We start from the raw sequence: 12991 nt of genomic DNA, 5'->3' as shown, positions 1-12991 counted from the left end.
GGAGGTCACATCATGAAAAAAGTGAAAACATCCAAAAAAGCCATTACAGCGGCATCCCTTTCCATGTTGTCCGCCGTCTTTCTGCTCTCGGCCTGCGGCGGCGGGGACGGAGGAGGAGCAGCGAGCAAAGCCCAATCCCCCGACGGAAAAGTGACATTGAATTTCATCACGCAGAGCTCTCCGCTGGCTCCGGCCGATCCGAACGAGAAGCTGATTAACAAAAGACTTGAGGAAAAGACCAACGTGCATATCAACTGGAAGAACTATACGAGCGACGTGTTTGCGGAAAAAAGAAATTTGGCGGTCGCCAGCGGAGATTTGCCGGATGCCATTTTTGACGCAGGTTACGGGGACTATGACCTCCTGAAGCTGGCCAAGGACGGAGCGATCATTCCGCTCGAAGACTTGATCGAACAATACATGCCTAATCTGCAAAAGGTGCTGGCAGAGGCTCCCGAGTACAAGAGCATGATCACGGCTCCAGACGGGCATATTTATTCGTTCCCTTGGATCGAGGAGCTCGGAAGCGGCAAACATCGGATACAGGCTGTGGATAACTTGCCTTGGATCAATGTCGAATGGTTGAATAATCTGGGGCTGAAGATGCCGACGACCACCGAAGAATTGAAAGACGTGTTAATTGCGTTCAAAACGCAGGACCCGAACGGCAATGGGAAAGCCGACGAGATTCCGTTGTCTTTCATTAACAAGCCGGGCGGCGAAGATCTGACATTCCTCTTTGCCGCATTCGGACTCGGGGAGAACTGGGACCACACCGTGGTGACCAACGATGGAAAGGTGGTCTTTACGGCAGCCGATGAGGGATACAAGGAAGCGGTGAAATATATCCATGAACTGGTCAAGGAAGGTCTTGTGGACGTGGAAGCCTATCAGCAGGATTGGAACACATACCTGGCCAAGGGGAAAGACCACAGGTACGGCGTGTATTTCACTTGGGATAAAGCCAACATTACGGGCATGAACGATACCTATGACGTTTTGCCTCCGCTTGCCGGCCCTGATGGAGAGGTCAATGTCACAAGAACGAACGGGATCGGGCTTGACCGGGGACGAATGGTCATCACGAGCAGCAATCAAAATCTGGAAGCGACGGCGAAGTGGGTGGACCAATTGTACGATCCGCTCCAATCCGTGCAAAACAACTGGGGAACGTATGGCGATGAGACGCAGCAAAATATTTTTGAATTCGATGAAGCCAAGGGCATGCTGAAGCATCTGCCGCTGGAAGGGGCTGCACCCGTCGAACTTCGGCAAAAAACGAGCATTGCCGGACCGCTGGCGATTCTCGACAGTTATTACGGCAAATATACGACCAAACCGGAAGATGCCGCCTGGCGCATGGAACTTCTGGATCGGGTGATGGTCCCGCATATGAAAGCGGATAACGTATATCCAAGCGTATTTTTCTCGATCGATGAGCTCGACCGCCTGTCCACCATCGAGACCGATCTGTTTGCTTATGTGCTGCGCATGCGCACGGAGTGGTACCAAAACGGAAAAATCGAGCAGGAGTGGGATGCTTATTTGAAGGAACTCGATCGTCTCGGGCTGCAGGAATGGCTGCAAATCAAACAAGCGGGATATGACCGCAATACCCAATAGAACAAACTGGACGCGGAGGCTTTGCCATACATGGCTCTTGGGTGAGTCAAGGTATCGGAGTCTCCGGCAACCTGTTTGATACAAAGGAGAGAACCAACATGTCTACAATATCAACTTCCGATTACCGGGGCATCTATCATTTCTCACCGAAGGAGAAGTGGATGAACGATCCCAATGGCATGGTATTTTTTAAAGGCGAGTATCACTTGTTCTATCAGCATCATCCGTTTGGCACAACGTGGGGTCCGATGCACTGGGGACACGCCGTGACCAAAGATCTGGTTACCTGGGAAGAGCTTCCTGTCGCCTTGTCGCCGGATGAACACGGGATGATCTTTTCCGGCAGTGCTGTGGTGGATTGGAACAATACATCCGGGTTCTTCGACGATGAGCCGGGACTGGTGGCTATTTTTACTCATCACCTCGAGGTGCCGAACGGTGATCCGATTCAGCGGCAGAGCCTTGCGTACAGCAAGGACAACGGCCGAACGTGGATCAAATACGAGGGCAATCCGGTATTGGAGCACGAATCGATCGTGGATTTCCGTGATCCGAAGGTGTTCTGGCATGAGCAGACCAAGGGATGGGTGATGATTGTTGCTTGCGGCCAAACGGTATGCCTGTATCGTTCTCCCGATCTGAAAGATTGGACGCTGGGCAGCGAATTCGGCGCAGGCATCGGTTCGCATGACGGCGTGTGGGAGTGTCCGGATCTGTTTCCATTGGCAGTGAACGGGGACGCAAAACAGGAAAAATGGGTCATGCTTGTCAGCATCGGTGCAGATCCTGCTTTCAAAGAAGGCTCCCGAACCCAGTACTTTACCGGAGATTTCGATGGGTCGACATTTGTTCCGGACGACGCTTCCCATACCGTTCGCTGGATAGATCATGGCCGGGATAACTACGCAGGAGTCAGTTGGTCCGACATTCCGGCAGAAGACGGCAGACGCCTGTTCATGGGCTGGATGAGCAACTGGATGTATGCCAACCAAACGCCAACAGAAGGTTACCGCGGCGCCATGACGATTGCCCGGGAGCTGACTTTGGAGATGAGGAACGGAGAAGTTACCTTGATTCAGCGCCCTGCCCGCGAGCTGGAGCAAGCGAGAACGCCGATTTTGACCTTGCAGGACGTATCGATCCGGGAGGCGAATGCGCAGCTGAACGCTTTGCAGCTAGTAAACTATGAAATTGAGGCGAAATGGGCTTCCGAGTTCTCTGTTCAATTTGCATTGAGAAGTAACGCGAGTAACCAAACGGTCGTTGGCATTGATGCAAGTCAGGGTGAAGTGTACGTCGATCGCAGTCGATCAGGCATCGTCGGTTTCCATGAACATTTCGTGGGACGTCATGCAGCGAGTGTTCAAGCAGTGGATGGGGTTCAACATTTGCGCATCTATGTGGATTCTTCATCGGTTGAGGTATTTGCCCACGATGGTCAGGCCGTGATTACCGATCTGATCTATCCGGATGCAGAGTCCAAGGGAATCTCTGTTCATGCCGATCATGAAGACCTGGTCTTCTCATCCCTGCATATCTACGAATTGTCTCCCATAAAGGGGAACGGTAAACGGAACTAAAGGAAAGGCGGACAGTAAAATGCGTATTGGGGCCATAGAAGCGGGCGGAACGAAATTTGTATGCGGCGTAGGCAACGAGCGAGGGAGCGTGGAAGACTGGTGCAGCTTTCCGACGGAGCATCCCGAGACCACGCTTGCCAGGGTGTGCGATTATTTCAGGGATAAAGGAGTGGACGCGATCGGGATCGGTTCCTTTGGTCCGATCGATTTGCAACCGGATAGCCCTACGTATGGTTACATTACGACAACCCCCAAGCCGGATTGGAGCAACTGCAATGTTGTCGGAGCCTTGAAACGTGAATTCCCGGTTCCCTTCGGATGGGATACGGATGTGAATGCAGCGGCACTCGGCGAGATGACATGGGGAGCTGCACAGGGGCTGGACAACTGTGCGTATTATACAATCGGCACAGGCGTTGGCATCGGGTTGATCGCCGGAGGAAAAAGAGTCCACGGGTTGCTGCATCCGGAGGGTGGACACATGCGAACAAGGCGGCATCCGAAGGATCGCTTTGCCGGCATTTGCAAGTACCATGGCGATTGCCTGGAGGGTTTGGCCGCGGGACCTGCCATTGAAGCTCGCTGGCAGAGCCCTGGCAGCGAGCTTCCGAGCGACCATCTGGCATGGGAGATCGAATCCTTTTACATTGCCGAATCCATTACGACGACCATCCTGCTGCATTCGCCGCAGAAGGTGATCCTAGGCGGCGGGGTCATGCAGCAGGATCATCTGTTTCCCATCATCCGGAAGCAGGTTGTGCAAAATCTGAATGGGTATGTAAACATGCCGGAAACGATGCATCATATCGACCAATATATTGTCCCTCCCGGATTGGGACAACGCGCAGGCCTGTGCGGTGCGCTAGCCCTGGGCCTCGAAGCGCTTGAACAAGCAGCGGCAGCTTCATCCTTATAATCGTAAGCACGTCCCGGAAGGACGGATGCGGATTCGCTTATTTGCTTAAGGGAGTGCACCGTCCTTTTTGGGCTATAGTCTTTACCATCAGGAGAAATGAGGGGATGCTCATGAGATTCATTTTCAGATCCATTGGCTGCGTTCTGTTATCATGTGTCCTTGGTTCCGCTTCCGTGGAAGCGTATTCAACACCTTCCGCTGTAGACAAGGTTGCAATGCTGCAGAGAGAACCATCACTCAAACGATCAGATACATCACATATGGAGGGGATTCAAATGATCACTGACGTGTCCAGGGCAGCAACGAATTTGTCCGGTTGGACCTTGCACGGCAAAGGCACTCTTGAGGATACGGATGAAGGACTTCATTTGGCTTCCGATGCGGGGGAGAATGCAATGGCCTTATCGGCCACGCGCACCGATGATTTTGTGTATGAAGCTGACTTGATGATCAAGGATATGAAGGCAGATGCCAGCCTTGTTTTTCGGGCTGATGATACGGGTTGGTCTTCTTATATGCTGCAGGTGGTTCCTCAGGCCGGTGTGATCAGACTAAGGGATGCCGGCGGAAAGTCGGGATCATTGTTTGAAGAGCATTCGGTAAGCGTGGAACCCGGGGGGATTTATCATCTGAAAGTGAAGGCGGTCGGCGAGAGTCTCCAGGTTTTTTGGGATGGCCGATACGACCCGGTGATTGATGTAAAAGACAGCGCCTATGCATCAGGGAAACTGGGGCTCCACGTATGGGACGGATCAGCCTTGTTCCAGAATGTACAGGTCAGTTCCATGAACGGTAACCTGGGCAAGCCGATCCACAGTACCGGTGACTGGCAGCCTGATGTGAAAGGATTAAGAGGTAAAGGAACCGTTCAAGGGAAAACGCGGATGATTTACGAGAAAACGGCAGGCGATGTCGTATATGAGGGAAACGTGTCTCTGGCAGCCACGACGTCCTCCGCGGCATTGTTATTCAGATCAAATGCGGACGGGACAGAGGGATATGAAGCGGCCCTCATCAGGGAAGGGGACGAAGCTCGCGTGCAGCTTCGAAAAGCCGATGGTACGGTGCTCGCGAGCTCGGATCGCAAGTACCCAAGTCAACCGGGAGCAAGACATCATATCGAAGCGGTCGTCTTCGGCAGTCTGATCAAGGTGTATGTGGATGGATACGCGGCTCCGGCGATTGAAGTCACGGATTCAAGCTATGCTGATGGATATGCCGGACTGGTTGTTGAACAAGGCTCGGCTTATTTTCAGAACGTGTATATGACGGAAGAGTCGATGTATTACACGGAAAAATACCGCCCCCAATATCATTATTCTCCGATGCGGGGATCGGCAAGCGATCCGAACGGGCTGGTCTATTTTGAGGGGGAGTATCACCTGTTTCACCAGGATGGAGGGACCTGGGCGCATGCCGTCAGTACGGATCTTATAAAATGGAAGCGTTTACCCATTGCCCTGCCATGGAATGATCTGGGTCATGTATGGTCAGGGTCAGCGATTGCCGATCTGCACAATGCCTCCGGCCTGTTCTCGGATTCCGGCGGAAAAGGCCTGATTGCGTATTACACATCCTATCATCCGGATAAACCCGGCGGCAATCAGCGCATCGGTCTCGCATACAGCACGGATCAAGGACGGAATTGGCAATACGCTGAAGACCGTCCGATCGTCATCGAGAATCCCGGCAAACATGGCGAAGACCCGGGCAGTTGGGATTTCCGTGACCCGAAGGTAGTTCGGGACGAAGATCACAACCGCTGGATCATGGTGGTTTCGGGCGGGGACCATATTCGTTTTTTTACCTCAACCAATCTGCTTGATTGGACGTTGACGGATAACTTCGGATACGGGGAGTACGTTCGTGGAGGTGTATGGGAGTGTCCTGATCTGATTCAACTGCCTGTAGACGGAACGGATCAGCGTAAGTGGGTGCTTATGATCAGCACGGGAGCTAATCCGAAGACCCAGGGATCGGATGCGGAATATTTTATAGGCGAACTCACCGCTGAAGGGAAATTCCTGAACGATCATCCGGCGGGGAAAGTACTGCGAACGGAATTCGGCAAGGAGTTTTACGCGTCGATGTCATTCGCGAGCATGCCGGATCAGCGCAAAGTGATGCTTGCGTGGATGACGAATTGGGATTATCCGTTTGATTTCCCAACCGCCCCTTGGAAAGGTCAATTGACGATTCCGAGAGAAGTCTCTCTCCGGACAACGGATGAAGGAGTTCGTCTGGCGCAAACGCCCGTCGCTGAACTGCGGGCACTGCGGCAAAATCTGTACAGTGCACAACCATTCAGAGTTGGACCGAAATCGCAGAATCTGCTTCAAGGTCTGGCTGCGGGAGCGTACGAAATTGAAGCTGAATTGGAAATTCCGCCAGGCAGTTCTGTAACCGAGTTTGGTTTTCACCTGCGCCAAAGGGAAGGGCAAAAAACGACAGTGGGCTACAAGGCCGAAAAGCAGATGATGTTCGTGGATCGCACCAATTCGGGGGATTCGGGTTTCTCTGGTTTATTCACCAAAGTTCATGAGGCTCCATTACAACCTGAGCAGAACCGAGTAAAGCTTCGCATATTTGTCGATGAATCTTCCGTTGAAGTGTTCGGCAATGACGGCAGAGTTGTTTTCTCGGATGTCATTTTTCCGGATCCGGCTGGAAGGTCGATGGCGTTCTACAGCCTTGGTGGAGATGTGAAGGTCGTTTCAATGAATGTGTACGCCATGAACAATATCTGGAGGGAGGGCATGTCCTCCAATCCGCGGGTTGTTGCGGATACGCAGAGAAGAACGATGAATGTTGGACAGGACATAAGGCTTTATGCTTCCGTTGAGGGCGGGCCAGGCAAAGGGGCTCAACCGTTGAAATGGACCGTAAGCGATCCTAAAGTTGTGAACGTTGTCTATGTTGACAAGACGCGTGCTACGATTCGTGCCGTAGGCAAGGGAGAAGCTTGGGTGACGGCTTCGACGGCCAACGGCAAAGCTTCTGCAAAGATACCCATCGCGGTAACTGGCGGCGAATTCCATACCAATTTATCCGGCTGGCAGGCGGATCGGCCCTCTGCCCAGTGGTTTGTATCGGACCATGGCATACAGGGAAGCGACCGCAGCGACTCACAGTATATTGCACAAGAGACGGCGGGAGACTTCCGATATGAGGCTGACATGCAGCTGGACCCGGAAGGAGGAGCCGGTTCTCTTCTGTTTCGGGCAAGCGAGGATGGACGAAGCGGTTATTATCTGAACATCGATCCCAACTTGCAGGCGATTCGTCTCTTTTATAAAGTGAACGGAGCCTTCGAGAATCGGCAGGTACTTGCCCGCGTTCCAAGATTCATTCGCGGTGGTCAAACCTATCGCATCCAAATTCAGGCGGAAGGTACTCGTATTCGGGTTGATGTGGACGGCAAGCAAATCATGGACGTTCAAGATGGCACGTTTGCAGAGGGTCACTTCGGTGTTCATGCCTTTGGCGGAAGTGCGTCTTTCCAGAACGTGAACGCCTTTGATATGAAAAAAGCGGACTTGAAGACCGTGACGATTCGCAATGCAGGATATCCTGTTGCCATGCAATCCATTCCAACCCCGGAAGGCGAGGTCGTGAACGTGGGAGCCGAGACGGATCATGAAGCCGAGCGCTCGATGTGGATCCTTATGCCGACCGGCGACGATTTCGGCTCTTATTCGATCCGAACGATAAACGGGCTGTCGCTGGATTGGGATGTTGGGCAGAATCGTATCCAGCTTTACCCGTATCTGGGGTACCCTAATCAACGCTGGAACATTTCAAAAAACGATGATGGAACGATGCGCATTACAAGCGTGCACAACGGGAGTGCGCTCGGCGTGTCGGACGATGGTACAACGCTGGTGATGAATGAACCCCGTTTTGAGGATGAGCATCAAAAATGGAATGTAATACCCGGCCGTTGACCGACGCAAGTCAGTGGGTTCATTTCTGAACGAACTCTTTCGGCAATCCGATCAGATGGTAGGGGGCTATATCGCGTTGGCTCCATTCATCCAATGGTTTGAAGGAAAGAAAAGAATGACGCTGTCCGTAGACGTATACCATTTCATGGGTTTGGAGAAGCTTTTAGCGTTTAACCCCAAATCCAGCTGAAGGAATGGTACGAGATATGCTTGATTCAAAAACAATAGACATCGTCAAATCAACAGCTCCTGTGCTGAAGCAGCACAGTGCTCAAATAGGAAAACGATTTTATGAACGGTTATTCACCAAAGCGCCGGAACTGAACAACATCTTTAATCAGACGAATCAAAAAAGAGGGACACAGCAGGAAGCGTTGGGTTATGTCGTTTATGCAGCCGGAGAACATATTACCAACCTGGATGCGTTGACTCCTGTTATCCGGCGAATTACGGAGAAACATCGAGCGATCGGAATCAAACCCGAGCAGTATGCCATCGTAGGCGAAACGTTGCTCGAAGCTGTCCAGGATGTTTTGGGTGACGCTGCCACGGATGAAATTATTACCGCTTGGGGGAAAGCTTACAACTACATTGCGGATGCATTTATTCGGATCGAACAAAGCTTATATGAGGAGACCGAGCATCAGTCGGGAGGTTGGGCCGATGACCGGACCTTTATCGTAGATCGAAAGGTTAAGGAGACGGAAGACGTTACCTCGTTTTATTTAAAGCCGCAAGATGGCCTAGCGATTGCCAAGTACAAGGCCGGCCAGTATTTGACGATAAAAGCAAACATACCGGGCGAAAAGTATACTCATATTCGCCACTACAGTCTGTCTGATGCTCCGGGAAACGATGTCTACCGAATTACCGTGAAGCGTGAAGATGCAAGTCATAACGACCCGGATGGAATCGTATCCAATTACCTGCATGACCATGTTCAAGTCGGCGATGCTTTACCATTTTCCGCGCCTGCCGGCGATTTCATTTTAACGACTGCAGACGCACCCCTTGTTTTGATCAGCGGCGGAATCGGAATTACGCCTTTGTTGAGTATGTTAAACACGGTTGTCAGGGAGCAGCGTGATCGTCAGGTAACCTTTATCCACGCAACGGCCAACAGCAAGACACATGCCTTTAGGGAACACCTGCTTGAAATGGAGGAGAATCACCCGAATGTGAAGTCATTGGTATGCTACTCGTCTCCGACTCCGCATGATCGAGAATCACATAACTACGATGTAGACGGACGAATAGATCTAAACTGGCTGCAATCCGTCGTTCCGTCCAAAAAAGCGGATTTCTATATCTGTGGTTCTATTCCGTTTATGGAATCCATGTATCGAATGTTGACAGAGTGGGGTGTGCATCAGGCTAACATCCATTACGAAGCATTTAGTCCCCTGGCTATGTTAGGCGAGGAATAGCATCGTGAAACGTTGATGGTTATATTTGGTTAAGACTCTGTTTCGTAACATTAAAAAAACAAATATCGAACTGGCGCCGGTCCTTGATCGGCGTTAGTTGGGAAAGTTTTCATGAAAAGTCGCTAAATTAGCGACTTTTTCGTTTTGAGGCAGCTTTCTAAAGCAGCATGTTTCTAAATTCTGATGGTGTGCAGTTTTTTGCCTTTTTAAAATTTTTGGAAAACAAAAGGACATCGTTATATCCGACCGACCTGGCGATATCTCCAATTTTGAGTGAAGTATTGGTCATTAAATAACATGCTTTTTCAATTCTAAGATGGAGTAAAAATTGCTGGGGAGACTGATGAATGTATTGCTTAAACAGACGATGCAAATAGGAACGATCAATAGAAATGTGTCTAGCGACATCATTTACCGTAATATGATGTGCATAATTCTGATCAATGAAATGCAATGCATCTTCAATATACTTCTGTTGTTTTACTTCACTAGGGACTTTGATATTCGGGTAAAGTTCACACAATTCATACAAAAATTCATAAAGTTTTGCCGTCAATAAAAAGTCTCTGTTCGAAGTCAGGGACGTCAGACTTAGAATACGATGCATACAATCAGCCAGATTGTGCGTTTGATCAAAACTAAAGATCGGATGATCTATAGATAAACTCGTTCGAAGCAAATATTCTTTTGCTTTTATTCCACTAAAACCAATCCAAATATATTCCCAAGGATCATCAGCATCTGCTTCATAATAAATTAAAACGTTCGGCTCTATCAAAAAAGCTTCTTGTTGTTCGAGGTGATAAATTTTGTCATTAACTTTAAAAACACCTTTTCCTTTTAATACATAGTGAATCATATATCCGCTTCGAATCGCAGGACCATAAGAGTGTCCTCCCATACAAGCTTCTCTACCGCATGTGTACAAATTAAGATCCAGATTATTGCGGGAATGATTGGAGAAACTGGCGGCCATTCTTGTCACCTCTCTTTAAAACGCTGAAAAGTTATCACATTCTTTAATAGTCAGTCTACATTATTCCATATTCATTGTCCATTTAAACCATTAGAATAAGAGCATACTAATTATTGTATAGCAACTAATTCATTGTTTAATCCTAGGTAAAGCAATAACTAAAGCGCTATCTTTCATTACGTTGTTATATCGTTGTATTCGTTGTGAGATGATTCAAGCTGATTTGTAATTCCACATTTTTCTTTCTTATACAGCTTGGTTCCATCTATTCCCAAAACCTTATCAATTATAGTTTTAATAATATGCAAGGAGGATTCTATGGCAATCCACATTAATGGCGATCAACGGTTATTTCATTTACAAGGGAAAAATTCCAGCTATGTAATGCAGATCGTTCGTGATGGATATTTAGCTCATTTATATTGGGGAAAAAAAGTGAATACCTATCGTGGAAGCAACAAAATTATTTATATGGATCGAGGATTTTCGCCTAACCCGGATGCCTCTGATCGAACATTTTCACTCGATACGCTGCCCCAAGAATATCCAGCCTATGGAAATGGAGATTTTAGAACACCGGCTTATCAAATACAGTTAAATAATGGATCAACGCTGACGGATCTTCGTTACAAAGAGTACAGGACATATAAAGGAAAACCCAAGTTAAACGGACTGCCGTCTACTTATGTAGAGGACGAAGAAGAAGCAGAGACACTGGAGCTTATCATGGAGGATAAGTTGTTAGGATTGACTGTGACACTATGCTATAGTTTGTACCCTGAATTAGATGTGATCACAAGGTCGGCTCATTTTAACAATGAAGGAACACAACGCTTGAAGATCCTTCGGGCACTTAGTGCAAGTGTTGATTTTCGGGATGATGAGTACGAATTGATTACATTATATGGTGCTCATAACAATGAAAAAAATATCGTGAGGCGCAGCATTGTTCCAGGGATTCAACTGGTTGATAGCTGCCGGGGCGCGAGCAGTCCTCAACAAGCACCGTTTCTATCGTTAGTACGAAAAGGAACTGATGAGGATCAAGGGGAAGTATATGCGTTTAACCTCGTTTACAGTGGCAATTTTACGGCTCAAGTTCAAGTGGATCCCTATCGCAATACGAGAGTGTCCATAGGTATTAATCCTTTTGATTTCTCATGGCTGTTAGAACCTGGGGAATTATTTCAAACTCCTGAAGTTGTAATGGCTTACACAGCAAATGGGTTGGGTGATATGTCCAGGATCTATCATAAGCTCTACAGTAAAAGATTATGTCGTGGAACATTCCGAGATAAGTTGCGGCCAATACTAATTAATAATTGGGAAGCTACTTATTTTGATTTTAATGCGGAGAAAATTGAAGAAATAGCTGTGGAAGCAAAAAAAGCAGGTATAGAGCTGCTTGTATTGGACGATGGATGGTTCGGAAAAAGAGACGACGATAACAGCTCACTTGGGGATTGGGTTGTCGATCAGCGTAAACTTCCAAATGGATTGCTGGACCTCGCAACTCGGATTTGTGATCTCGGACTGGAGTTTGGATTGTGGTTTGAGCCTGAAATGGTTTCAATAGACAGCGATTTATATAGAAAACATCCAGATTGGTGTTTACATGTTGAAAATCGCCCTCCCACACTAGGCCGAAACCAACTTGTTTTGGATTTAACCCGTGAGGAAGTGTGCGATTACATCATCGAATCCGTGTCCTCTGTTTTATCAAGTGCACCGATTACCTATGTGAAATGGGATATGAATCGACATATGACGGATTTGGGTTCAGCTGCTTTACCACCGGAACGACAACGTGAAACCGCTCACCGATATATGTTAGGTCTTTATAAAGTAATGGAAGCAATCACATCAAGGTTTCCTGATGTATTGTTTGAGAGTTGTTCTAGTGGGGGCGGGCGTTTTGATGCCGGTATGCTTTACTATATGCCTCAAACATGGACGAGTGATAATACCGATGCGATGTGTCGGTTGAAAATTCAATATGGTACAAGTCTGGTTTACCCGCCAATTACAATGGGAGCCCACGTTTCAACCGTCCCTAATCATCAAGTGGGAAGAATAACCCCGTTGGAAACAAGAGGACATGTCGCAATGGCTGGTAACTTTGGTTATGAGCTGGACCTTACAACCATTACAGAACAAGAAAAAGAAGAAATTAAAAAACAAGTTGCTTTATATAAAGAGATTCGGCCAATTATCCAATTTGGAAGTTTTCATAGAATACTCAGCCCTTTTGATGGAAATGAAGCCGCATGGAACTTTGTTTCCGATGATCAATCGGAAGTCGTCGCGAGTTATTTCAAAGTGCTTTCGCAACCGGCTGCATCTCTTCGAACGATCAAATTTAAAGGGTTGAATCCAGATTTTATGTATAAAAATGTCGAGACTGGTGAACTGTTTGGTGGAGATGAGCTTATGCATGCAGGGCTCACATTGCCAAGGATTAAGCAAGACTTTCTAAGTATGTTCTGGAGATTTACAAAACATCCTAATTGAACAGTCAAGAGAGA

7 protein-coding genes are annotated in these 12991 nt (G+C 48.3%); 6 read left to right on the top strand and 1 reads right to left on the bottom strand.

Annotated features, from left to right (window positions below):
- The first annotated feature begins 12 nt into the window (after nt 1-12).
- From MKY59_RS17770 to hmpA, 5 genes are all read left to right on the top strand, one after another.
- A complete protein-coding gene (locus MKY59_RS17770; RefSeq protein ID WP_339272804.1) occupies nt 13-1623 on the top strand; it encodes an ABC transporter substrate-binding protein in 1611 nt (536 codons plus the stop codon).
- 98 nt (nt 1624-1721) lie between these two features.
- Nucleotides 1722-3203, top strand: a complete 1482-nt coding sequence (locus MKY59_RS17765) for a glycoside hydrolase family 32 protein (RefSeq protein WP_339272803.1) — start codon at nt 1722-1724, stop codon at nt 3201-3203.
- A gap of 19 nt (nt 3204-3222) precedes the next feature.
- Nucleotides 3223-4119, top strand: coding sequence for an ROK family protein (locus MKY59_RS17760; RefSeq protein WP_339272802.1), 897 nt, complete (start codon nt 3223-3225; stop codon nt 4117-4119).
- Between the two features lie 275 nt (nt 4120-4394).
- The gene (locus MKY59_RS17755) at nt 4395-8063 is read left to right on the top strand and encodes a GH32 C-terminal domain-containing protein (protein ID WP_339272800.1); all 3669 of its coding nucleotides are present in this window, start codon (nt 4395-4397) and stop codon (nt 8061-8063) included.
- Nucleotides 8064-8269: 206 nt separating this feature from the next.
- Nucleotides 8270-9490 carry an NO-inducible flavohemoprotein gene (gene hmpA, locus MKY59_RS17750; protein ID WP_339272798.1) on the top strand — a complete coding sequence of 407 codons (1221 nt, stop codon included), beginning with the start codon at nt 8270-8272 and terminating at the stop codon, nt 9488-9490.
- A gap of 157 nt (nt 9491-9647) precedes the next feature.
- Here the strand turns inward: hmpA and MKY59_RS17745 are convergent, their stop codons facing one another.
- Nucleotides 9648-10466, bottom strand: coding sequence for an AraC family transcriptional regulator (locus MKY59_RS17745; protein ID WP_236412328.1), 819 nt, complete (start codon nt 10464-10466; stop codon nt 9648-9650).
- A 318-nt stretch (nt 10467-10784) separates the two neighbouring features.
- Between MKY59_RS17745 and MKY59_RS17740 the strand changes: the two genes are divergently transcribed.
- The gene (locus MKY59_RS17740; RefSeq protein ID WP_339272796.1) at nt 10785-12977 is read left to right on the top strand and encodes an alpha-galactosidase; all 2193 of its coding nucleotides are present in this window, start codon (nt 10785-10787) and stop codon (nt 12975-12977) included.
- Nucleotides 12978-12991: the final 14 nt, after the last annotated feature.

Source organism: Paenibacillus sp. FSL W8-0426 (genome assembly GCF_037969725.1).
GTDB lineage: Bacteria > Bacillota > Bacilli > Paenibacillales > Paenibacillaceae > Paenibacillus > Paenibacillus hubeiensis.
Note: the sequence above shows the minus strand (reverse complement) of the source record. Positions and strands in the feature narration are given on the sequence as shown.

Excerpts from the sequence above, each read along its gene's own strand:
- MKY59_RS17770 (WP_339272804.1), top strand. The coding sequence starts at position 13 with ATGAAAAAAGTGAAAACATCCAAAAAAGCCATTACAGCGGCATCCCTT.
- MKY59_RS17765 (WP_339272803.1), top strand. The coding sequence starts at position 1,722 with ATGTCTACAATATCAACTTCCGATTACCGGGGCATCTATCATTTCTCA.
- MKY59_RS17760 (WP_339272802.1), top strand. The coding sequence starts at position 3,223 with ATGCGTATTGGGGCCATAGAAGCGGGCGGAACGAAATTTGTATGCGGC.
- MKY59_RS17755 (WP_339272800.1), top strand. The coding sequence starts at position 4,395 with ATGATCACTGACGTGTCCAGGGCAGCAACGAATTTGTCCGGTTGGACC.
- hmpA (WP_339272798.1), top strand. The coding sequence starts at position 8,270 with ATGCTTGATTCAAAAACAATAGACATCGTCAAATCAACAGCTCCTGTG.
- MKY59_RS17745 (WP_236412328.1), bottom strand. The coding sequence starts at position 10,466 with ATGGCCGCCAGTTTCTCCAATCATTCCCGCAATAATCTGGATCTTAAT.
- MKY59_RS17740 (WP_339272796.1), top strand. The coding sequence starts at position 10,785 with ATGGCAATCCACATTAATGGCGATCAACGGTTATTTCATTTACAAGGG.